General features: G+C 70.3%; 16 protein-coding genes and 1 other RNA gene. 10 read left to right on the top strand and 7 right to left on the bottom strand.

Features of this window, described 5'->3' with window-relative positions; translation table 11 throughout:
• Positions 1-367: 367 nt before the first annotated feature.
• On the top strand, positions 368-964 hold the full coding sequence (locus ABZT74_RS10655) for a hypothetical protein (RefSeq protein ID WP_356176501.1): 597 nt from the start codon (positions 368-370) through the stop codon (positions 962-964).
• 101 nt (positions 965-1,065) lie between these two features.
• Here the strand turns inward: ABZT74_RS10655 and ABZT74_RS10650 are convergent, their stop codons facing one another.
• Entirely contained in the window at positions 1,066-1,257 is a 192-nt protein-coding gene (locus ABZT74_RS10650) for a hypothetical protein (RefSeq protein ID WP_081217590.1), read from the bottom strand.
• A 312-nt stretch (positions 1,258-1,569) separates the two neighbouring features.
• Between ABZT74_RS10650 and ftsE the strand changes: the two genes are divergently transcribed.
• The 7 genes from ftsE (at position 1,570) to ABZT74_RS10615 (ending at position 11,381) form a co-directional block, all read left to right on the top strand.
• Positions 1,570-2,259, top strand: a complete 690-nt coding sequence (ftsE, locus tag ABZT74_RS10645; RefSeq protein WP_164374975.1) for a cell division ATP-binding protein FtsE — start codon at positions 1,570-1,572, stop codon at positions 2,257-2,259.
• A 33-nt stretch (positions 2,260-2,292) separates the two neighbouring features.
• Complete coding sequence (gene ftsX / locus ABZT74_RS10640; RefSeq protein WP_355862769.1) at positions 2,293-3,210, top strand: permease-like cell division protein FtsX; 918 nt, start codon at positions 2,293-2,295, stop codon at positions 3,208-3,210.
• Between the two features lie 67 nt (positions 3,211-3,277).
• Positions 3,278-4,444, top strand: a complete 1,167-nt coding sequence (locus tag ABZT74_RS10635) for a S41 family peptidase (RefSeq protein WP_355862771.1) — start codon at positions 3,278-3,280, stop codon at positions 4,442-4,444.
• Between the two features lie 81 nt (positions 4,445-4,525).
• The gene (gene smpB / locus ABZT74_RS10630; RefSeq protein ID WP_355863777.1) at positions 4,526-5,059 is read left to right on the top strand and encodes an SsrA-binding protein SmpB; all 534 of its coding nucleotides are present in this window, start codon (positions 4,526-4,528) and stop codon (positions 5,057-5,059) included.
• A gap of 154 nt (positions 5,060-5,213) precedes the next feature.
• Positions 5,214-5,602, top strand: a transfer-messenger RNA (tmRNA) gene (ssrA, locus tag ABZT74_RS10625).
• 647 nt (positions 5,603-6,249) lie between these two features.
• Positions 6,250-10,641, top strand: a complete 4,392-nt coding sequence (locus tag ABZT74_RS10620; protein ID WP_356434066.1) for an RICIN domain-containing protein — start codon at positions 6,250-6,252, stop codon at positions 10,639-10,641.
• A complete protein-coding gene (locus ABZT74_RS10615) occupies positions 10,638-11,381 on the top strand; it encodes a hypothetical protein (RefSeq protein ID WP_356434064.1) in 744 nt (247 codons plus the stop codon). Before ABZT74_RS10620 ends, ABZT74_RS10615 begins: the two co-directional genes overlap by 4 nt.
• Before the next feature lie 78 nt (positions 11,382-11,459).
• Here ABZT74_RS10615 and ABZT74_RS10610 read toward each other — a convergent pair whose 3' ends face one another.
• The 6 genes from ABZT74_RS10610 to ABZT74_RS10585 form a co-directional block, all read right to left on the bottom strand.
• On the bottom strand, positions 11,460-12,470 hold the full coding sequence (locus ABZT74_RS10610; protein ID WP_356434062.1) for a LacI family DNA-binding transcriptional regulator: 1,011 nt from the start codon (positions 12,468-12,470) through the stop codon (positions 11,460-11,462).
• Positions 12,470-14,725 (bottom strand): alpha-xylosidase, encoded by a 2,256-nt coding sequence (yicI, locus tag ABZT74_RS10605; protein ID WP_356434060.1) that lies wholly within the window; start codon positions 14,723-14,725, stop codon positions 12,470-12,472. Before yicI ends, ABZT74_RS10610 begins: the two co-directional genes overlap by 1 nt.
• Positions 14,726-14,736: 11 nt before the next feature.
• Entirely contained in the window at positions 14,737-15,558 is an 822-nt protein-coding gene (locus ABZT74_RS10600) for a carbohydrate ABC transporter permease (RefSeq protein WP_355862781.1), read from the bottom strand.
• Positions 15,555-16,523: a sugar ABC transporter permease gene (locus ABZT74_RS10595; protein WP_356434058.1), complete on the bottom strand. Its 969-nt coding sequence runs from the start codon at positions 16,521-16,523 to the stop codon at positions 15,555-15,557. Before ABZT74_RS10595 ends, ABZT74_RS10600 begins: the two co-directional genes overlap by 4 nt.
• Positions 16,520-17,812, bottom strand: coding sequence for an extracellular solute-binding protein (locus ABZT74_RS10590; RefSeq protein ID WP_356434056.1), 1,293 nt, complete (start codon positions 17,810-17,812; stop codon positions 16,520-16,522). Before ABZT74_RS10590 ends, ABZT74_RS10595 begins: the two co-directional genes overlap by 4 nt.
• Before the next feature lie 120 nt (positions 17,813-17,932).
• Positions 17,933-19,285 (bottom strand): MFS transporter, encoded by a 1,353-nt coding sequence (locus tag ABZT74_RS10585; RefSeq protein WP_356434054.1) that lies wholly within the window; start codon positions 19,283-19,285, stop codon positions 17,933-17,935.
• 83 nt (positions 19,286-19,368) lie between these two features.
• On the opposite strand from ABZT74_RS10585, the gene ABZT74_RS10580 reads away from it, so the two are divergent.
• Both ABZT74_RS10580 and ABZT74_RS10575 read left to right on the top strand, forming a co-directional pair.
• Positions 19,369-20,409, top strand: coding sequence for a LysR family transcriptional regulator (locus ABZT74_RS10580; RefSeq protein WP_356434052.1), 1,041 nt, complete (start codon positions 19,369-19,371; stop codon positions 20,407-20,409).
• Between the two features lie 558 nt (positions 20,410-20,967).
• Positions 20,968-21,945 carry a hypothetical protein gene (locus ABZT74_RS10575; RefSeq protein ID WP_356434050.1) on the top strand — a complete coding sequence of 326 codons (978 nt, stop codon included), beginning with the start codon at positions 20,968-20,970 and terminating at the stop codon, positions 21,943-21,945.
• Positions 21,946-22,218: the final 273 nt, after the last annotated feature.

The following is a 22,218-nucleotide window of genomic DNA, read 5'->3' as shown; positions in this document are numbered from 1 at the left end:
GTGCCCGCCCTGATCGAACGGCAGGACCTGCACCCCGAAGCCGGATTCGCCCGCGGCGTCGAGCAGTTGGGCCAGCTGCTCCCGATGTCGACAAGGCAACTGCCGTCCATCGGACGGCAGTTGCCTTCGTTGTGGGGGTTGTCTGGGTTTTACGTCACAGTCACATGTCCTCACGACAGGCAAAAGACGTTGTTCCGGACATCGCGTACGCAACGACCTTGACGTTGCTGTGAAAACTGGGAAGGGTGACGCGTGGCATGCGTATCTCCGGGGCGCATGTGAACCGGGAGGCCGAGAGAGGCCGCCTGTGACGCCGTGGCCCCGGGCGCTGCTCCATTGACGATCAGCTACTGGGGGTAGCAGGCAGATGACCAAGAAGACGCGGATCCGCGTGGCGCGAATAGCTGCCGGTGCGGTGATCGCCGCCGGTGCTTCGCTCACCGCTGCGGGTGCCGCTTCGGCGCTCGACCTCAATGTCGGCATCGGCGCGACCACGGCCGACGACCCGACGCCCACTCCGACCGACACGGGTATCCCGACCGGCGAGCCCACTGAGCCGACTGACGAGCCCACGGTGCCCACCGAGGAGCCGACTCAGCCCACGGAGGAGCCCACCGAGCCCACCGAGGAGCCGACCGAGCCCACGGAGGAGCCCACCGAGCCGACCGAGGAGCCGACCTCCGGCACCTCGGCGCCCTCGGACGACAACACCAGCGGCACGGGCACCGGCGGCAATGACGCCGACCCCAACGGCGGCTCCTCCGCCCAGGACGAGGGCTCCTCCGCCCTCACCGACACCGGGTCGGACACCGCGCCGCAGGGCAAGAACGACGGCGAACTGGCCGAGACCGGTGCGGGTCAGACCACGTTCCTGCTGATCGGCGCCGCCACGATGATCGCCGGTGGCATCGGCTTCCGGATGCTCCCGCGTCTCGCGGGCGGCCGCGGCACCACCGCAGCCTGACGCACACGCGCACCACGAAGGGCCCGGAGCGGCACGCTCCGGGCCCTTCGTCATGTCAGGGGCAGGTCATCGCCCTCGGGCCCGGATCGGCCGCGAGAGGCTCACACCGTCTGGTGGGCCACCAGCGCCAGCGCGGCGACCAGCACCGCGAGCAGGGCGATCAGCGCCATGGGGTTCATGCCCGCGAAGGGGCTCTCCTGCTGGAGCCGCTCACGGTTCGCGCGGCACACGCGGCAGCGGCCCTCGCTGACAGGCCCCGCACAGTTAGCGCACACCAATCGGTCGTACGTCATGCGCCGGCCCTCCTTGCGCTGTCTCCGCGCCGCACCGACTCCTGCGTGCGCGTCGCTCTCTTAACGCTGCGGGGAACGCAACCGTTCCCCTTCCACTGTGCCAGGTTCCGCGGATTTCGGCGCGGCTCGCCTTATCCTGCCCCGCCGAGAAGCCCGCCAGCCGCTCGGATCCAGGAAAGAACCGGGGAGAATCGGACCTCAGATCCGTGACAAAACGCGCAAGCCGCGCGCAACCCCGTACGCCGACTGCGCTCGCACACCCGGTTCGCGTATGGTCACGCACACCTACCCCCGGCGACCCGTGGTGCATCCGTGATCCGATTCGACAACGTCTCCAAGGTCTACCCCAAGCAGACCCGCCCCGCCCTCAGGGATGTCTCCCTGGAGGTCGAGCGCGGAGAATTCGTGTTCCTCGTGGGCTCCTCCGGCTCCGGAAAGTCCACCTTCCTGCGACTGGTCCTGCGCGAGGAGCGCTGCAGCCACGGTCAGGTGCACGTCCTGGGCAAGGACCTCGCGCGCATCTCCAACTGGAAGGTGCCGCAGATGCGCCGCCAGCTGGGGACCGTGTTCCAGGACTTCCGTCTCCTGCCCAACAAGACGGTCGCCGAGAACGTGGCCTTCGCCCAGGAGGTCATCGGCAAGTCCCGCGGCGAGATCCGCAAGTCCGTGCCCCAGGTGCTCGACCTCGTCGGCCTGGGCGGCAAGGAGGACCGGATGCCCGGCGAGCTGTCCGGTGGTGAGCAGCAGCGTGTGGCCATCGCGAGAGCCTTCGTGAACCGGCCCAAGCTCCTCATCGCGGACGAGCCGACCGGAAACCTCGACCCGCAGACCTCCGTCGGCATCATGAAGCTGCTCGACCGGATCAACCGGACGGGCACCACCGTGGTGATGGCGACCCACGACCAGAACATCGTGGACCAGATGCGCAAGCGCGTCATCGAGCTGGAGCAGGGCCGACTCGTCCGCGACCAGGCACGCGGCGTCTACGGCTACCAGCACTGATCATCGACCACGGAAAGGTCTGAGGAAGACGCCATGCGCGCGCAGTTCGTTCTGTCGGAGATCGGTGTCGGTCTCCGCCGCAACCTGACCATGACCTTCGCGGTCGTCGTCTCGGTCGCCCTCTCGCTCGCCCTGTTCGGCGGGTCGCTCCTGATGAGCGACCAGGTGAACACCATGAAGGGCTACTGGTACGACAAGGTCAACGTCTCGATCTTCCTCTGCAACAAGAGCGACGCCGAGTCCGACCCCAACTGCGCCAAGGGCGCGGTGACCGCCGACCAGAAGAAGCAGATCCTCGCCGACCTGGACAAGATGACCGTCGTCCAGAAGGTCGCGTACGAGTCCTCGGACCAGGCGTACAAGCACTACAAGGAGCAGTTCGGCGACTCCCCGCTGGCCAGCAGCCTCACGCCGGACCAGATGCAGGAGTCGTACCGGATCAAGCTGCAGGACCCGGAGAAGTACCAGGTCATCGCCACCGCCTTCGACGGCCGGGACGGCGTGCAGTCCGTGCAGGACCAGAAGGGCATCCTGGACAACCTCTTCGGACTCCTCAACGGCATGAACTGGGCCGCGCGCGCGGTGATGGCGATGATGCTCGTCGTCGCGCTGATGCTGATCGTCAACACCGTCCGCGTCTCGGCGTTCAGCCGGCGCCGTGAGACCGGCATCATGCGCCTCGTCGGCGCCTCCGGCTTCTACATCCAGGCGCCGTTCATCGCGGAGGCAGCGGTCGCCGGACTCATCGGCGGCGGTGTCGCCTGCGGGTTCCTGCTCGTCGCCCGGTACTTCATCATCGACCACGGCCTCGCCCTGTCCGAGAAGCTGAACCTGATCAACTTCATCGGCTGGGACGCCGTGTTGACCAAGCTGCCGCTCATCCTCGCGACGAGTCTGCTGATGCCGGCGCTGGCCGCGTTCTTCGCGTTGCGCAAGTACCTGAAGGTGTGACACATGCCAAGAGGGCCGTACCGTCAACCGGCGGTGCGGCCCTTCGCGTTGTCCTAGACTCACCGGCATGTCAGGCCGTGACCCGATCTGCGAGCCCCGCCGCATGTGCCGCGGGGCGGCCCTGACGTTGGTGTTCGCGAGCGTCCTCGTCGCCGGTGCGGCGACCGGATCCTTCTCCGACACCGCACCGAAGACCGCGGCCGACGCGCCCCGCCCGACACCGGCACGCCACCAGGAGACCGTCACCCGGGCCGCCGCCGAGGCGATGGCCGACGGCAAGTCCCCCATGGAGGCCGCCGAACGCGCGGTCAGCCGCAGCGGCGACCGCTGGGGCGCGGTCTACTCCGAGGGCGAGTTCGAGGAGTTCGAGGAAGCGCTCGACGGCCGGTACACCGGCGTCGGCCTCTGGGCCCGACGTGAGCGGGACGGACGGATCGAGGTCACCCGGGTCGCGGCCGGCTCGCCCGCCGCCGCGGCCGGCATCCACGAGGGCGACCTGTTGCGCTCCGTCGACGGCACCCGCGTGGACGGCCGGCCCGTCACCGAGGTCGTCGCGTTACTGCGCGGCGAGGCGGACGACGCCGACGCCGGCACCGAGGTCGCTCTCGGTCTGGAGCGCGGCTCGCGCAACTGGAGCCGCACCCTGCGCCGGGCCAGGCTCTCCACGGACTCCGTGACCGTCGACCGGCTCCCCGACGACGCCACCGTGATCAAGGTCGCCGCCTTCACCAAGGGTGTGGGCCAGGCCGTACGGACCGCCGTCGACGGGGCGCCCCGGGGCGGCGGCATCGTCCTCGACCTGCGCGGCAACTCCGGCGGGCTGGTCACCGAGGCCGTCACCGCCGCCTCCGCCTTCCTCGACGGGGGCCTCGTCGCCACGTACGACGTGAACGGCGCCCAGCGTGCCCTTCACGCCGACTCCGGCGGCGACACCGCCCGGCCCCTGGTCACGCTCGTCGACGGCGGCACGATGAGCGCCGCCGAGCTGCTCACCGGGGCACTCCAGGACCGCGGGCGCGCCGTGGTCGTCGGGTCCAGGACCTTCGGGAAGGGCTCGGTCCAGATGCCGAGCCGGCTGCCCGACGGCTCCGTCGCCGAGCTGACCGTCGGCCATTACCGCACCCCGGCGGGCCGCTCCGTCGACGGCCGGGGCATCACGCCCGACCTGGAGGCGGACCGGGAGTCCCTGAAGCGGGCCGAGACCGTTCTGAGCGGTCTGGGCGACCCTTCGTGACCCGCCGGACCCCGTCCCGGTAATCGGCTTTCCCCCGAGCCCCCCTGTAGTGCGAAAATGGCCAGCACTATGAGCAAGGGAATGTACGTACCGAAGGAGTCCCAGCCCAAGCAGGGAGGCCAGGCCTCCGGCAAGGCCAAGGACGGCAAGCGCAAGATCGTCGCGCAGAACAAGAAGGCGCGGCACGACTACGCGATCGTCGACACCTACGAGGCCGGGCTCGTCCTGACCGGCACCGAGGTGAAGTCGCTGCGGCAGGGACGGGCCTCGCTGACGGACGGCTTCGTCCAGATCGACGGGAACGAGGCGTGGCTGCACAACGCCCACATCCCGGAGTACAGCCAGGGCACCTGGACCAATCACACCGTGCGGCGCAAGCGCAAGCTCCTGCTGCACCGCGAGGAGATCGACAAGCTGGAGGCGAAGACCCAGGAGACGGGTCACACGATCGTTCCGCTCGCCCTGTACTTCAAGGACGGCCGGGCGAAGGCGGAGATCGCGCTCGCGCGCGGCAAGAAGGAGTACGACAAGCGGCAGACCCTGCGGGAGAAGCAGGACCGGCGCGAGTCGGACCGGGCGATCGCGTCGGCCAAGCGGAAGCAGCGCGGCGCGTGAGAGCGGCCCGGCGGGAATAGGCTGGCACCGTCGTGCGTTGGTCACGTACGATGGCAACGCACCTCACAGCGGGTGTGGGTTCCTCCTCGGAGGGCCGGGTGTCACAGGACGGTCGGTTAAGGCGGCCTCCGCGGACACATTGAAAAATCAACATGGGGATGATCGGTTTCGACAGCGGCTGTTGAAGCAGGGGAAGCGTGTCGAGGAAGCGGCAATGATCTCGTTAACCATATGTCGCAAAAAATAATCGCCAATTCCAAGAGCGATTCCCAGTCCTTCGCCCTCGCTGCCTAATAAGCAGTGAGTGAAGGACCCTTAATGGGTGTCAGCCCGGGAGTGTTCCCGACCCGGATCCTGGCATAATCTAGGGGACTAAACCATCGAGCCCGGTCACGGGGTTCGCTGGGAAATCAAACAGTGACTGAGCCCGTCGGCGACTTGTTCGCGTGATCGCCGGGGCTGAGAAAATCACAGCGAACTGCGCACGGAGAAGCCCTGATTTTGCACCGTTGGACGCGGGTTCGATTCCCGCCATCTCCACTCATCCCATGTGGGCACAGGCCCCGCGGCTTCCGAGCTGCGGGGCCTGAGTCATGTCCGAGTCATGTCTGACGTCGTGCCGGGGAGGGCGCGGCGCCTCTCCGTGCCGCCGCCGCGTAGACCCCAGGGTGCGCGAGGCCGGGCGACGTGAGGCCGACGTGACGTCAGGCTCGTTCTGTACAACGGCAGTTGCACAGAAACAGTCAAAATTTGCTAGCGCATCGAACAACTTCAGCCCCTCACTTCACAGAGAGTGCACAGGGTGAGTACAGTTCGATCGCACTCTCGGCAGAAGGCCCAGTTCCGCGTGGCTCCGTCCCGCGCATCCGGGCCCGTGACCGAGGTGGCCGCGCGCCGGGTGGAGACGACCAACTCCGCTGCCGCGCAAGCCAATCAGCGACCGGGGGGACACCGTCGCTACGGGGAGGGGTACATCGCCATGCCGCGACTGCTGACGCGTCCGTACGCACACGCACCTGCGCATCCACGCCGTACGGAGTCCTGACCGCCTCCACGGCACTTCACCTCTTCGGCCGGGCCCCGGCCTGCACTCTTCACGAAGAACGGATGCTCTCTTGCGTTCCAGACCATGGTTCCGCGCGCCCTCGAGGCGAAAATCCGGGACCTTCAACCGGCTTGTTCCGCCCGTCGTGGCGCTCGCCGTCCTCGTCGGGGTCGCCTCGGTGCCGGATCTGCCGACGCATCGCGACGGCGACTCCAGCCCGGTGGCCGACAGCTACGACGGCTTCGACGCCAAGGGCGCCGAGCAGCTCCGCGAGGACCAGTGCCTGCTGAGCGAGGCGCTGCGCAGGGGCGGGCCCTCGATGTACACGACGGCACAGGACGGGCTCAACCAGACCCCGGAGAAGCTGCACACGGCGGCCAACCGCGAATACTGGAACGACACCCCTCTGTCGACCACGTTCGAGAAGGACAGGACCGCGGCCGACGCCGAGGGAACCGCCCTCTACGAGCACGTCCGGGACTGGAAGATCTCGGGTCTGCCCACGCCCGGGGGCTTCAAGTCGGTCGCCGACTTCGAGGACCCGCCCGGCCTGCCCGGCGACAGCCGCGACAACTTCTTCGGCCAGACCGGCCTGTCCCGGTGGATCTGGGAACAGTTCTGGAAGTCCGAGGGCGACTTCTACGAGGATCCGACCCCGAAGGCGGACGACGCCACGCTCAAGGCCGTCAAGGACCTGGGCACTCCGCTCTACGGCAACAGCCCTGACCCGGGCATGCCCCCTCAGCAGTGGCAGCAGGCGTACGCCGAGCACCAGGCGTGGGACGACCTGGTGAACTGGTCCATGGAGCCGACCGGTGCCGACAACGCCCGCGTGTTCCTGTCCTCCGGCGGCTTCCCGCGCACCGCACCCGAGCCGGACAGCGTCGAGTACCGCATCGCCGTCGAGGACCTGAAGTCGCGGTTCGCCTCCTGCGCGTGGCGTACCCCCACCGACCCGAGCAAGGTCCTCGGCCGGGAGGTGGCCGCCGCCTCCGCGGAGTGGCAGCAGGAGATCTCCGCCCAGGGCACCCAGCGCAACCAGATCCTCGGCGCCAACCGCGACGCCACCAAGGCCCTCGCGGCCGGCTCGAAGTCGCTGGGCGAGATGCTCGGCCAGTCGTGGATGGCCGATCACCTGACCCGCTGGCAGGACTACTGGTCCGCGGGCGGTCCCGGCTGGATCGGCACCAGCCCGATGGTCGTGCACGCGCACGGCGCCGCCGACAAGTGCCTCGAGGTCGGAGGCGGCAAGAAGGACAACGGCACACCGGCGCAGATCTACACCTGCAACGGATCCGCGGGCCAGAAGTGGGAGATCCGCGGCGACTCGTTCGTCAACGTCAACTCCGGCAAGTGCCTGGACATCAAGGGCAACGGAACCGCGAACGGCACCGTGGTCCAGATCCTGACGTGCAACAGCAGCGCAGGCCAGAAGTGGCAGTACAACACCCACGCCACATCGCGCCTGTACAACCCGGGTACGGGCAACTGCCTCGACCTCGCGACCTACGACAACAGCCGTGACGCGCGCATGTGGGACTGCAAGGGCACCGACCCGCAGAAGTTCGACATCGCGCCGTCCGGCCACAACGGCACCGACGATCTGGACTACCCGACCAAGGCCCAGTTCGACAAGGTGAAGAAGCAGATCACCGACGCGCAGGCCGCGGCCAAGAAGCAGCTCGATCTGCTCAAGGGACAGGCGACCACGGCGCAGAAGGCCGCCACCGACACGGACACCGCCACGAAGGCCGCCTACGCGATCGCCGACACCGCCGGTGCCCCGCGCGGACGCGGTCTGCTGGTGGGACAGCAGAAGGCCCAGGTGACGAAGGCATCGGCGGCCGCCCTCACCGCCTTGTCCACGGCGGGTGACACCGCGTACGCGGCCACCCGGGCCTCGGCCGGCGACAGCGCGACCATCGCCGCCCGTGCCCTGACGCAGGCAGCCCAGTCGAAGGCCGCCTTCCGTACCGCCGCCGCGCAGGAGGCCAACGCCCAGTCGAAGGCCGCCGCCGACGCCGCCGCCGTACAGGCGAAGACCGCGAAGACCGCCCGCGACACCGCGAAGGCCAAGCTGGTCGAGACGCAGAAGGCCGAGGCGGACGCGAAGTCGGCCGCCGCCACCGCGCACGCCAAGCGGCTAGCGGCGGAGGCGGAGGAGGCCACGGCCAAGGCGGAGAAGGAGACCGCCGCCCTCAAGCAGGTCGAGGCCGCCCAGCACAAGTCCAACGCCGAGGGCTACGCGAAGACCGCGACCGCGGCCAAGGGCCGGGCGGAGACGGCCGAGACCACCGCCCGCACCAAGCGCGAGGACGCGGAGAGCGCACGGGACCGGGCGAAGGGCAAGCGCGACGACGCCTGGGACGCCGAGAGCGAGGCCAACGCCGCCCGCGCAAAGGCCGACGCCAAGGACGCCTACGCCGACGCCCACGACTCCGCGGACGACGCGGTGGAGTCACGGGCGGCGGCCGACGACGCCGACAAGGCCGCCGACGACGCCGAGACGGCAGCGGGTTCGGCCCGTACCGAGGCGAACGCGGCGACCAAGGCGGCGGCCGACGCCGACGCCGCGGCGACGCGAGCCGAGGCCGCGGCCAAGCGGGCCCGTTCGGACTCGGACGACGCCCAGGCGGCCAAGCTGAAGGCGGACGCCGCCGTGCGCACCGCGACCAGTGCCGCAGCGGACGCGATCAAGGCGTCCCAGGACGCGGCGAGCGCGGCGCGGACCGCCGTGAAACTGGCCGACGACGCCGAGAAGGACGCGGCCGACGCCAAGAAGCAGGCCGACGCGTCCAAGGGCGAAGCCGTCAAGGCCGTCAAGGGCGCGGCGGACGCGGCCGGTCACGCGTACACGACCGCCCAGGCCGCAGACGACGCCGGCGCCTCGGCGCAGCAGGTGGCCGCCCCCGCCAACGACGCGATCCAGCTCGGCTCGCCCTATGTGAACACCGACTTCGCGGCCGGTCTCGTCGTGCTGATCGGCCAGTCGTCGAAGAGCATCGCCGAGCAGCAGCAGGCGGTCGCCGACGCGCACGCCGTCAACGCACAGAAGAACGCCGAGCAGGCCGCCAGTCTCGCGAACGCGGCGACCGGTGACGCCAAGGCCGCGTACACCATCGCCGCCGAGGCGGCAGGACACGCGGCGGACGCCCGTAAGTCGGCGAAGGAGGCACTGGGTTACGCGGCCGACGCGGCGACGTACGCGTCGGACGCCCAGTCGTCCCTGGCCCGCACCATCGAGTACGACGACCAGGCCACCAAGGACGCCGCCGCGGCCGACAAGGCCGCCGGGAGCGCCGAGGGGTACGCCACCGACGCCCGCTCCTCCGCCGACCAGGCGGCCCTGGACGCCGACGCGGCTCGCACGGCGGCCTCCGAGGCCGAACAGGCGGCCAAGGACGCCCGCGCGGCAGCCACCCGCGCCGACACCGAGGCCACCGCGGCCGAGGAAGCGGCCAAGGACGCCCAGAAGTACGCGGACTCGGCCCAGGAGGCCGCGGACCAGGCCGAACGAGAGGAAGCGAACAAACAGGTCCAGACAGGCGCGGGAACCGGTGTGGCCGGTGTCTTCTACGTCGTCGAGAAGGTCACCGAGGCGGCACCGGGCAAGCAGCTCAACACGTGCGACTACGTCCCGCAGGGCTGCACGGTCACGTACGAGCTGCACCTCAATGTCACGGCCAGCTATTACTACTGCGCCAATCCCGATGTCCCCGCCACCGAGGCCGGCTGCCCGAAGGCGGACTGGATCTTCCTCAAGACGGAGACGTTCAAGGATCAGAAGAACAACTGGACGCACCACTTCAGCTTCGGGGACATCACCCGGCTCGGCTGGCAGAACCTGTTCGGCGAGAAACTCGGACTGGTCCTGTACGAGATCGTGCTGGGCGACGCCGCCAAGTGCTACCACGGGGACGGGTCGAGCTGCGCCTGGGCCGCCGCGCTGGCCGTACCGCCGTCGATGGCCGAGAAGCTGGCGGAGGGCGTCAAGCTCGCCGCTCGGATCGAAGAGGCCATCAAGACCGGTTCGAAGGCCGCGGAAGTGCTTGCGGACCTGAAGAAGATCTACGGTGAGGCGGGGGCCGCCCAGGCGCTCGCCGACGGCTCCAGCGAGGCGGGAATGGCGCTGCGCATCGCCAAGGCCGTTGCGGAACGGGCCAAGATCGCCGCGAGCGCGCTGGACCCCAAACTGCTGGAGAAGCTCCAGAACGCGGGAGTGAAATTCAACAAGGCGGACACGATCTGGGTGGTCCAGTACGCCAAGCCCGGTCTGAACCTCGCCTGGCTGGAGAAGGGGACCGTCAACGCCGGGCTCACCCACATCATCTTCCGGCACGCCGGAGAGTTCGCCGCCGCGGGGGTCCGCATCGAGGACATCCCGGCCGTGGTCGGCAAGGCCCTGACCGAGGGCACGAAGGTCGGCACCCAGGGGGCCGGCCGGCCCATCTACGAGGTTGTCTTCAACGGCAAGCCCTTGAAGGTGGCCGTTAGCGTGGGGGACAACGGATTCGTGATCGGAGCGAACATCGCATGATGTCGGAAGAACCGCGGAGCGTGCTCGTGCACGCCCGGGGCGAGCCCTCACCCCTGTACGAACCGGAGGATGCCGGGGCCGGCGACGGTCCCGACGCCTTCACTCGTAGCGTTCCACTGGCCGACGACAGGCTGGCTCTCCCGGCGGCGCTGGCGGAGGCGCTGCGCTCCTGGTCGCTGTCCCGTCCTCCGGAGGGATTCACCTCCCGCCCCGACCTGCGCAAGCACGCCAAGCGGGGGCTGGAGACCGCTCAGCGGCTGGCCGGACAACTCGGGCCGTCGTGGTCGGTGCGCTACTGGGACGAGCAGCTCGGGGCGGCGAAGTGGCTGTGCTGGGGATGCGACCGCCTGCACTGGGAGCGCGACAGCCACGGCACGCCGCCGCACCCGGTCGACCTCACCGTCGAGGGCGAGTTCAGGTACGGTCCGCTGCGCTCGGACGGGTTCGGGGACTTCTTCCCCGATGATCCCGCCGCCGCCCTGGACCTGTCCGACGAACTCGTCGCCGGCCTCTACAGATGGGCCCAGAGCATCGACGCGACGCTCAACCGGGAACTTCGCGACCGGGTGGACGGAAGGTACGACGACGACTGGGACCGGTTGTTCCACGAGGGGACAGAGCTGGCGCGGCGGGTCGCGCACGAGACGGGTCCGGGCCGGACGGTGACCTACAAGGGCCTGGCCCACGGAGGTCTTGGCCGGATGACGGTGCTCAGATGGCAGGGAGACCGGCGGCTGTAGGTACCGCCTGAACGTGGCCGGTGGACGGGGAGAACCGCTGATCTCCGTGCCACCGGCCACACGCGTTCGCGGTCCGGGTCAGAGCGCGCCCCGCACCCCCGTACTCCCCCTCTCCACCAACCGTGGCGTCAGCAGGGTCGCCTCCGCGACCGGGGTGCCCGCCAGTTTCTGCATCAGCAGGTCCACCGCGCGCGAGCCGACCTCCGCCGACGGGATGGCGACGGACGTCACCGGGACGCGGAGGCCCTCGGCGAGTTCGTCCGGGCAGATCGCGGTGACCGACAGGTCGGCCGGGACGCGCAGGCCGAGGTGTTCGAAGGCGTCGATCAGGGGCTCCAGTACGGGCTCGTTGTGCACGACCACGCCCGTCAGGCCCGGCTGCTCCCGCAGGAGTCGATCGGCCATCCGGCGTGCCGCGGCGGGGGAGGCCTCGCAGGGGTGGACGGACGACACGAGCCCGCCCCGGTCGGCGGCGGCCGTGAACCCCTCCACCACCCGTTGCGCGAACGCCGTGCCCCGCACGTACACCTCCGGCGGTGAGCCGACCAGGGCGACGACCCGGTGCCCCAGTTCGGCCAGCCGTTCCACACACAGCTCGCCGGCGGCCCTGAAGTCCAGGTCGATGCAGGTGAGGCCCTCCGCCGCGGCGGGGAAGCCGATGAGTACCGACGGCCGGTCCAGGGCCCGCAGCAACGGCAGCCGGGGATCGTGCAGTTGGACATCCATCACGATCAACGCGTCCACCAGCGCCGTGTCCGCGACCCGGCGCAGCCCCTCCTCGCCCTCCTCCTGCGTGAGCAGCAGCACGTCGTGGTCGTGCCGCCGCGCCTCCGTCACCACCGACACCGCGAACTGCATCACGACCGGCACATGGATGCCCGCCCGGAGCGGCACCACCAGGGCCAGCACGTTCGAGCGGCTGCTGGCGAGAGCCCGGGCACCGGCGTGTGGCCGGTAGCCGAGCCGGCGGATGCTCTCCTCGACGCGGCGCCGGGTCTCCTCGGAGATCGGCCGCTTGCCGCTGAGCGCGTAGGAGACGGTGCTGGGGGAGACCCCGGCGTGCCGGGCCACATCGGTGATCTTGACCATCAGGCGGACTCCACCTCCAGGGACAGGAAGCCGGTGCCGGCGGCGGCCCGCACCTCGCGCCCGTCCACGGCCAGCCCCCAGGGCGCCGCGGGATCCGAACAGGACGCGCGCAGGGTGTTCCCCTCACGGACGACGGTGAAGGTCACCGCGCCGACCGGCACGGTCACCCGCGCGCCCCGCTCCAGCCCGTACGCGCGCAGGGTGACCCCGTCGGCGTGGTCGTAGTCGGGCCGGTCCTCCACCGACCCCACCGGGATCACCGCCCCCGGCCGCACGAGCAGCGGAACACTCAGGAAGCCGTGCCGCTCGCGCACCCAGCGCGGCCCGGTCACGGTGGGCCCGCCGAGGAAGGGTGTCCAGACACCCTCGGGCACGTAGTACGCGACGTCGCCCTCGTCGCTGAAGACGGGCGCGACCAGCAGGTCGGAGCCGAGCATGTACTGCCGCTCCAGATGCGCGCACCCCGGATCGTCCGGGAACTCCAGCACCATCGCCCGCATCATCGGCACCCCCTCAGTGTGGGCGGTGCGGGCGGCCTCGTACAGATACGGCATGAGGCGGAGCTTGAGGCGGGTGAACAGCCGCAGTACGTCGACGGCCTCCTCGTCGAAGAGCCACGGCACCCGGTACGACGACGAACCGTGCAGGCGGCTGTGCGAGGACAGCAGCCCGAACGCGATCCACCGCTTGAACAGTGCGGGCGACGGCGTCCCCTCGAATCCGCCGATGTCGTGGCTCCAGAACCCGAACCCCGACATGCCGAGGCTGAGCCCGCCGCGCAGCGACTCGGCCATCGACGCGTACGTCGCCTCGCAGTCGCCGCCCCAGTGCACCGGGAACTGCTGGCTCCCCGCGGTCGCCGACCGCGCGAAGACGACGGCCTCGTGTTCCCCCCGGTGTTTGCGGAGCACGTCGAACACGGTCCGGTTGTAGAGGTACGTGTAGTAGTTGTGCATCCGCTCCGGGTCGGCGCCGTCGGCGTACGCCACGTCGACCGGAACCCGTTCGCCGAAGTCGGTCTTGAAGCAGTCGACGCCCTGGGCGAGCAGCGCCTCCAGCTTCGAGGCGTACCACTGACGGGCGTTCGCGCTGGTGAAGTCGACCAGCGCCATGCCCGGCTGCCACAGGTCCCACTGCCAGACGCTCCCGTCGGGCCTGCGGAGCAGGTGCCCGAGTTCGCGGCCCTCCGCGAACAGCGGTGAGCGCTGCGCGATGTAGGGGTTGATCCAGACGCTGATCCGCAGCCCCTTGTCCTTCAGCCGGGCCAGCATCGCCTCCGGGTCGGGGAACACCCGCGGGTCCCACCGGAAGTCGCACCAGTTGAACTCGCGCATCCAGAAGCAGTCGAAGTGGAAGACGGACAGCGGCAGTTCGCGCTCCCGCATGCCGTCGATGAAGGAGGTGACGGTGGCCTCGTCGTAGGAGGTGGTGAACGACGTGGACAGCCACAGCCCGAACGACCAGGGCGGCGGGAGCGCCGGCCGGCCGGTCAGCTCGGTGTACCGGCGCAGGATGTCCTTCGGGGTCGGGCCGTGGATGACGTAGTACGTCAACTGCTGTGTCTCGGCGCTGAACTGGACCCGGGAGACCGCTTCGGAGCCGACCTCGAAGGAGACCCGGCCCGGATGGTCCACGAAGACGCCGTAGCCCGCGTCCGTCAGATAGAACGGCACGTTCTTGTAGGCCTGTTCGGTGGCCGTGCCGCCGTCCGCGTTCCACATGTCCACGACCTGGCCGTTCTTGGCGAGCGGGCCGAACCGCTCGCCGAGGCCGAACACCTGGGTGCCGACCCCGAGGTTCAGCTGCTCGCGCAGATAGTGGGCGCCGTCCGCGTCCCGCATGATGCCCATGCCCTTGGGACCGCTGCCGGTGAGCGTGCGGCCGTTCGCGCGGAAGTCGATGTGCCAGGGCGCGGTGCGGTCCACCCGGACGGACAGCGCGCCCGCGGTGAGTGTCGCGTGCTCGTCGTCGTACTCCACCAGGGGCTCGAACTCACCGGTCCGCAGCTCGAAATGCGGTCCCCGGGACCGCTCCCCCTGGAAGTGGGTGAACGTGACGCCGATGACGTCGGGCATCGGCGCGTGCGCGCTGATCGTCACGACCGGTCCCTTCAGCAGGTCGCCGCGGTGCCGGATGGGCTGCGTGGGCGCGTGGATCTCCAGGCCGCCCGGTCCCGCGGTCACGTCGAGGACCTCGACCGGGTGGGCGGCGGTGACACCGTCGCGCAGCAGCCAGTAGCCGTCCGTGAACTTCACTGTCGTACCCCTTACTTGACTGCGCCGACGGCGATACCGCGGGTCAGGGTCCGCTGGAAGAGCAGGAAGAAGACGATGGCGGGCAGGACGCCCAGCAGGGCGGCCGCGTTCGTCATCGTGGCGTCCATCAGACGCTGCCCCTGGAGGACACCGAGGGCCACCGACACCGTCTGGTTGTCGTTCGAGATCAGCATGACCAGCGGCAGCAGGAACTCGTTCCACGTCCAGATGAAGAAGAAGACGAGGAGCACGCCGATCGTCGGCCGGCTGACCGGCACCACGATCCGCCACAGCACCTGCCACCGGTTCGCCCCGTCGATCCGCGCGGCCTCGATGATCTCGCGCGGGAAGCGCCCGAGGACCGCGGAGAGCAGATACGTGCCGAACGCCGCCTGGATCACGGTGAACACGATGATCACGCTGAGCCGGGTGTCGTAGAGGCCGGCCTGCTTGCTCAGGTAGTAGACCGGGTAGACCAGCGCCTCCTGCGGCAGCGTGTTCGCGAGGACGAAGAACGCGAGCACCCAGGTGCGGCCCCTGATCCGGCCGATGCCGATCGCGTACGCGTTCAGGACCGACAGCACCGCGGCCCCGGCCGCCACCGAGCCCGAGATCAATACCGAGTTGAGGAGCTTGCGCCCGAAGTCGACGCGTTCCCAGAAGTCCTTCAGCCCGTCGAGATAGAGGCCGTGCGGGAGGCTGAGCGGGCCGTGTTCGGCGTACTCCGCGGGCGACTTGACCGCGTTCACCGCGACCACCACGAACGGCAGCACCATGAACAGGGCGCCGACGACGAGCGCCAGCAGCACCGGATACCTGCGCAGCGCGGTCATCCGCCGCCCCCTTCCTCGGCGTTCTCGGCGCGCGACTGGAACCCGAGCGCGACCAGCGCGAGGGCGAGGATGACGACGGTCAGGACGGTGGAGATGGCGGCGCCGTAGCCGACCTGGGTCTTCTCGAAGAAGGTCGTGAACGAGAAGTACGACGGCACGTCGGTGGCGCCGCCCGGGCCGCCCTTGGTCAGCACGTACACCGCTCCGAACACCTTCAGCGCCGCGATCGTGCACCACAGCAGCACGACGGAGATCTCGGGACGGATCTGTGGCAGCGTGATGTGCCAGAACCGCCGCCACCAGCCCGCGCCGTCCAGCTCGGCGGCCTCGTACAACTGCGGGTCCACGCGCTGCAGGCCCGCCATGAAGACGACGAGCGGGAAGCCGATCTGCACCCACACCATCACGCCCATGACGCTGTACAGCGCGATGTCCGGATCGCCCAGCCAGTCCTGCTGCCAGGACCCGAGGCCGACCGCCTTCAGCAGGTCGTTGAGCGAGCCGTCGTCGGGCGCGAGGATCCAGCTCCACACGATGCCGGCGACGGCGATCGGCAGGACCTGCGGGAGATAGAAACAGGCGCGCAGCACGGAGGCGGTCCGCGGTCCGAAGTGCTTGCCGACGAAGTCGAACAGGGCGGCGGCCAGTACGAGTCCGAGCGCGGTCGGCACGACGGCCATCGCGACGACCATGAACAGGCTGTGCCGGAACGACGCCCAGAACTCCGCGTCGCCCAGCAGCCCCCGGTAGTTGGCGAGTCCGGTGAAGTGCGGGGTGCCCACTCCCTGCCAGTCGGTGAAGCTCACCCCCGTGTTCATCAGGAACGGCGCGACGACCACCACGAGGAACCCGGCGAACCCCGGGACCAGGAAGAGGGCGTAGGAGGAGCCCGGGCGGCGCGGGCGCGACGCTCCGCCGCGCCGCCCGCGCACCACCCGCACACTCCGTTCGACGGTGGCGGTCATGTCTTCGGTACGCCCTTGTCGTACGCCTTCTGCAACGCCGACAGGTAGTCGTCCGGCTTCTCGCTCCCGGTGATCAGCTTCTGCGTCTCCGAGACGAGGACGTCGTAGAAGCCGGCGACGGGCCAGTCCGGGTAGAAGGCGAGACCGTCCTTGCCGGAGAGGGAGTTGAAGTCGGCGATCAGTGTCTTGGCCCGCGGGTCGGTCACGGCGGCCGGGTCGGCGGCCACCGGGACGCCGCCCTGGTTGCCCAGCAGGTTCTGGATCTTCTTCGACAGGGTGATGTCGATGAAGTCGTAGGCGAGTTCCTTGTTCTTCGCGCCCTTGGGGACGACCCACAGGTTGCCGCCGGAGCCGAGGGTGAGGTTGCTGCCCGGCCACAGGAAGGTGCCCCAGTCGAACTTGTTCTCGGCCTTGAAGCGGCCGTACCACCAGCTGCCGCTGAACAGGATCGGGCTCTTCCCCTGGATGAAGGAGACTCCCGCGTCCTCGGCCTTGAGACCGGTGGACTTCTTTCCGATGTACCCCTTCTTCACCCAGTCGGCGAAGGTCTCGGCCGCGTAGGTCCAGGCCGCGTCGTGGAAGTCGGTGCGGCCCTTGTACAGCTCGTAGCTGTCGACCCAGGAGCGGTCGGCCCGGGTCAGCGCCAGTTGGTACAGGTACTGCTGGGCGACGTACTCGGCGCCCGCGTTGGCCAGCGGGGTGATGCCCTTCTTCACGAACGTGTCCATCGCCGCGGTGAGTTCGTCGAGCGAGGTGGGCTGCGCGATCCCGTACTTCTTGAAGAGGTCCTTGTTGTAGAAGACCATCGTGTACTCGGCGTAGTCGGGCACGCCGTACCACTTGCCCGAGCCCATCACGCCGTTGGTGTCGTACCGGCTGATGGTCCGCACACCGCCGGTGATCTTCTTGTCCCAGCCGCGGCGGGTCACCTCGGGAGTGAGATCGGTGAGAAGTCCCTGCTTCGACAGCAGGCCCGCGGTCGCGTTGCCCTTGTTGTACTCCATCAGGTCCGGCGCGTCGTTCGAGTTGAGGACCATGGGCGCCGTCTTCTGGATCTGCTCGAAGCCCTTCTCCTCGAACTTCACCTTCACGCCGGGGTGTTGCGCCTCGAACTCCTTGATGGCCTCCTTCCAGGCCACCCCCATCGCACTGTCCGGCCCTTCGTAGTGCCACAGCCGCAGCGTCCGGCCGTCCGACGAGCCGCTGTCCGAGCTGCCGCAGGACGTGGCCAGCAGGGCACCCGTCAGGGCCACGGCGGCCAGCGCCGCACGCCTTCGTTTCGTCAACATCCACTGCCTCCAGGGGAGTTGGATGGGTATCGGGAGCGTCACGCGGTGATTGTCGAATCGTTTCGATGCGTGACGTCGAAGCGCTTCGACGGGGGAAGGTAGGTGGGGGAGGGGAGCCCGTCAATGGGCTGCGCCGGAATTGGCGCAGGGGTTCGACGGGTCGGACGACGGAGCGCCCACGGCAGGGGTGTCCGCGACCGGGTTCCCGTGCTCGATCCGAGGCTCCCGCTCCGGCAGGGCGAGGCCCGCCCCGGCGCCCCGGCTCCGCCGTACCGCGCCCGGCCGCGCACCCAGCGCGGCCACCGCGAACGCCACCGTCGCCGCCAGGACCGGCACCCCGTACCCCGCCTCGGGGGACACGTGCTCCACCATCCAGCCGCCGGCCGCCGAACCGGCGGCTATCCCGCCCAGCAGGCCGGTCACCGCCAGGGTCATGCCCTCGTTCAACCGCCCCTCGGGCGTGCGCCGCTGGACCAGCGTCATCCCGGTCACCATCGTCGGAGCGGTCGCCATGCCCGCCACCAGCAACGCACCCGCGAGCAGCGACAGCGAACCCGTCAGCACGACGGCGAGCAGCGGCAGCGTCAGCAGGACGGCCATGGCGGCGACACACCGCGGGAAGCGCCGTTCCGCGAGCGACTGTGCATCGGTCCCGTTCTGCCGCACGGATCCGTACAGCAGCCCCGCCACACACGATCCCGCCGCCTGGAGCGCGAGCACCGCTCCCGCCGCGGAGCGGTTCCCCCGCGCGTCCGCGAACGCGATCGTCACCACCTCCATCGCGCCGAACACCGCGCCCGTCGCGAGGAAGGCGAGCAGCAGCGGAGGCATCCCGGGCGCGCGCACGGGTGACCGGGACGCGGTCCGCGGCCGCAGCGGCGGTTCCGTCGACCTCTGGGCCGCGAACAGCAGGACACCCGTCATCAGCAGGACGGATCCCGCCAGCATGCCCGCCTCCGGGAACAGCGTCCCGGACAGGAGGGCCGCGAGGACCGGGCCCAGCATGAAGCACAGCTCGTCCGCGGCCTGTTCGAAGGAGTTCGCCGTGTGCAGCGCCGCCGGGTCGTCCCGGAGCAGGTGGGCCCAGCGCGCCCGCGACATGCCGCCCGTGTTGGGGGTGGTGGCTGTGGCGGCGTACCCGGCGAACAGCGTCCAGTCCGGGGCGCCGAACCGCACGCACAGCACGAGCCCGATCCCGCCGAGCAGCGCGACGGCCGTCGCGGGCACCGCCACCCGGGCCTGCCCGTGCCGGTCCACCAGGCGCGCGGTCCACGGGGCGACCACCGCCGTCGCCGCCAGACCGGTCGCGGTGACCGCGCCCGCGAGGGCGTACGAGCCCCGGGCACTCGCGATCATGATCACGGCGCTCACGCTGAACATGCCCATGGGCAGCCGCGCGACGAGGTTGCCGAGGGTGAAGGCACGGGTGCCCGGGCGCGCGAAAAGACGGCGGTAGGGAGTGAGGGGTGACATGCGGCAACCCTCGTCCGGTACCCCGCGCGCGGTCCAACACCTGTTCCGTGACGATTCACGCGCCTGGGTTGTAGGTTCGCGTGATGCCTGGTCGAAGCCCCCTTCCCGATCCCCTCCCCGGCCCGCTGCCCGGCCCCTCTCGCGGACCCTTTCCCGGACACCTGGACCCCCGTCTGCTGCGCGCCTTCGTCGCCGTCGCCGAGGAACTGCACTTCACCCGGGCCGCCGCCGGGATGTACGTCGCCCAGCAGGCCTTGAGCCGGGACATCCGCCGGCTGGAGCGGGAACTGGGGACCGAACTGTTCGTCCGGACGACCCGGCAGGTGGCGCCGACGGCCGACGGCGAGCGGCTGCTGCCGTACGCGCGCCGCGTCCTCGCGGCGCACGACGCCCTGCTCGCCGCCTTCGCGCGGCCCGGCGACGCCGAGCGCCCGCTCCTCGTCGACGTCAACACCCCCGGCCTCGTCGCCGGCCGCATCCTGGAACGGGCCCGCGAACTCGCCCCGGGCAGCGAACTGATGGCCCGCTACGAGAGCGGGCTCACCGGCGCCGCCACGGAACTGCTCGCCGGTCGCCTGGACGCCTCGTTCGGCCGGTTCGCCGGGCTCGACCCGGCCGTGCGGGCCCGGCTGGAGCATCGTTTCGTACGGTACGAGCCCATGGCCGTGGTCCTGCCGGAGGACCATCGGCTCGCGGAACTGGACGCGGTACCGCTGGCGGCGCTCGCCGGCGAGACCGTGTACGCGGGGGCGGGCAATCCCCGGACGCTGGAGTGGACCGACCTGGCGCGTCACCTGTTCGAGGGGCGCGGGATCGGCCTCGCGTCACCCGCCCCGGTGGCCGTCGGGCCCGAGGAGTTCCAGCGGGTGATGGCGAAGACCCGTACCCCCGTCCTCGCCGTGGTGGACTTCCCCGCCCTGGCCGGAACGGTACTGAGACCGCTGGTCGACCCCGTCCCCCTGTCACCCGTGTCCCTGGTGTGGCGCAAGGGACACGCGCACCCCGGGATCGACGCCCTCAGGCGTGCTGCCTCCGAACTTGCGGGCGAGGAAGGATGGCTCATGAGTCACCTGGAAGGGTGGGTTCCCCCCGGGGAATCACTCATCCTGATGACCGATGCATGAGACGTAACCCCACGAGTCCCTCACGGCGCTACATTTTTTTCCTCCGGGCGCAGTGTGATATTTGGGGGCGCTTTGACCGGGTGGGGGCCCGGTCGGGACGACGAAGTGATGTAGGCCCGGAGTCGTCGCGCACCCCGTGAACAGTCCCGTGGGGGGAAGCACGTGCGCGTGGAGAACTGGCGAGAAGACGCCCAACCGAATCGACGATCCGTCGATCAGCGGGACGGGCGGACAGCCGAACCGTCCCCGGGCCCAGGAGCCGCGGATCCGGTCGTCTGGCCGGAGGCCGGCGGCAGAACGGCATCGTGGCCGAGCAGGGGAGTTGGCATCAGTCCTGAGCGTGGGGAACGCGCCGACAGCGCCGTCAGCGGCTTCGGCGGACGTTCCGAACGAACCCCGGAGCAGGCCGCGGCGCTGCTCCACGGCCGCGCGTCCGACAGCGGCCTCCTCCCGGGCACCGCGGGAGACACCGGTCTCCTGTCCGGCCGCTCGCCGGACAGCGAACCGCTGTCCGGCGGAGCCGACACCGAGGTGGGACCACCGGCCGGGCGTTCCCGGGTGGGACGGTCGGCCCGGTCGCGCTTCGGCTTCGGCGGTTCGGGAGAGGGCGGGGCGTCGTCCCGCGGCCGGCGGGCCAAGGGCCGGCCCTTCTTCGCCGATCCGCCGGCCGCCGACGCCGCCGGATCGGAGCCGCCGACCGAGGTGCTCACCGGAACCGTGACGACATCCGGGGAGGACCCGGACTCCGTGTCGGCGGACTCGCGTCCGCTGCCGCCGTCCTGGGAGCAGCCCGACGTCCCCGGACACAACCACGACCCGCACGAGGTCACCGTCCAACTCGACGGAACGGGACGGCGGCTGGACGACCGGCTGGTCAAGCAGACCGAGGGCGGCGCGTCGGGGCAGGAGTCGGACCGCCCGGTCTTCGTCGACGAGTCCGGCCGCCGCAGCCGTCGCTACCGCCGGCTCGGCATCTTCGTCGCCGCCGCCTGCGCGGTCTACGCCGTCGTCATCGTCGCCACCCTGCTGTCCGGGAACTCGAACGCGCCCTGGCTGCCGGTGCCGGGCCAGAAGAAGGACCAGCCCGCGGGCAAGGTCGACACCTCGCCGCTGCCCTCCCGGGCCGTCGACCCGTCCGCCCCGCAGGACGCGGCCGCGCCCGGCACGGTGGCGACGGCCGTGGACGGCTCGACGCCCTCGCCCGGCAAGACCCCGAAGGCCAAGGCCTCCGGCAAGTCCAAGGCCCCGGGGGCTTCGGCCGAGCCGAAGCCCAGCACGTCGACGACGAAGAAGCCGAAGCCCGGCGTCACCTCGAAGGACCCGGACCCCAAGCCGTCGAACCCGGTCGTCGACCCGCCCGCCGAACCGACCCCGACGACCACCCCGCCCACGACACCCCCGCCCTCGGAGCCCCCGGCCACCGGCGGCGGTGACGCGGGCGGAGGAACCGGCGCCCAGCCGGCGGGCTTCACCCCCTCGGCACCCGCCCCGAGCGACACGAGCTCGTCGGCGTCCGCCGCCCCGAGCGGCGTGTAGTCACCCGGGATCCGCCGTGTCGTTCCGCACACGGTCCACCGGCACCCGCGGTGGGGAACGGCGCACTAGGCAGGCGCACTTGTCGAGGCGGGCGCACTTGTCCGCCCCGGCGGCCACCGGTCGACCGGCACCCACCCCGCCGGGCGGCCGCGGTTCGCGGGCCGTCGCCCACCGGGCCGCAGACGGTCGACCGGTGCCCGCGCCACCCGGCAGGTCGCGGTTCACCGGCCGTCGCCATCGGCCCGCAGGCGGTTCACCAGCACTTGTTCGTCC

It is taken from the genome of Streptomyces sp. NPDC005302 (assembly GCF_040607345.1).
GTDB lineage: Bacteria > Actinomycetota > Actinomycetes > Streptomycetales > Streptomycetaceae > Streptomyces.
This window is presented reverse-complemented; position numbering and strand designations above follow the sequence as displayed.

What these genes read in the sequence shown, in the direction of transcription:
- ABZT74_RS10590 (WP_356434056.1), bottom strand. Translation starts at nt 17,812, where the DNA reads ATGTTGACGAAACGAAGGCGTGCGGCGCTGGCCGCCGTGGCCCTGACG.
- ABZT74_RS10650 (WP_081217590.1), bottom strand. Translation starts at nt 1,257, where the DNA reads ATGACGTACGACCGATTGGTGTGCGCTAACTGTGCGGGGCCTGTCAGC.
- ABZT74_RS10585 (WP_356434054.1), bottom strand. Translation starts at nt 19,285, where the DNA reads ATGTCACCCCTCACTCCCTACCGCCGTCTTTTCGCGCGCCCGGGCACC.
- ABZT74_RS10635 (WP_355862771.1), top strand. Translation starts at nt 3,278, where the DNA reads ATGTCAGGCCGTGACCCGATCTGCGAGCCCCGCCGCATGTGCCGCGGG.
- ABZT74_RS10655 (WP_356176501.1), top strand. Translation starts at nt 368, where the DNA reads ATGACCAAGAAGACGCGGATCCGCGTGGCGCGAATAGCTGCCGGTGCG.
- ABZT74_RS10610 (WP_356434062.1), bottom strand. Translation starts at nt 12,470, where the DNA reads ATGGTCAAGATCACCGATGTGGCCCGGCACGCCGGGGTCTCCCCCAGC.
- ABZT74_RS10595 (WP_356434058.1), bottom strand. Translation starts at nt 16,523, where the DNA reads ATGACCGCCACCGTCGAACGGAGTGTGCGGGTGGTGCGCGGGCGGCGC.
- ABZT74_RS10600 (WP_355862781.1), bottom strand. Translation starts at nt 15,558, where the DNA reads ATGACCGCGCTGCGCAGGTATCCGGTGCTGCTGGCGCTCGTCGTCGGC.
- smpB (WP_355863777.1), top strand. Translation starts at nt 4,526, where the DNA reads ATGTACGTACCGAAGGAGTCCCAGCCCAAGCAGGGAGGCCAGGCCTCC.
- ABZT74_RS10580 (WP_356434052.1), top strand. Translation starts at nt 19,369, where the DNA reads ATGCCTGGTCGAAGCCCCCTTCCCGATCCCCTCCCCGGCCCGCTGCCC.
- ftsX (WP_355862769.1), top strand. Translation starts at nt 2,293, where the DNA reads ATGCGCGCGCAGTTCGTTCTGTCGGAGATCGGTGTCGGTCTCCGCCGC.
- ABZT74_RS10615 (WP_356434064.1), top strand. Translation starts at nt 10,638, where the DNA reads ATGATGTCGGAAGAACCGCGGAGCGTGCTCGTGCACGCCCGGGGCGAG.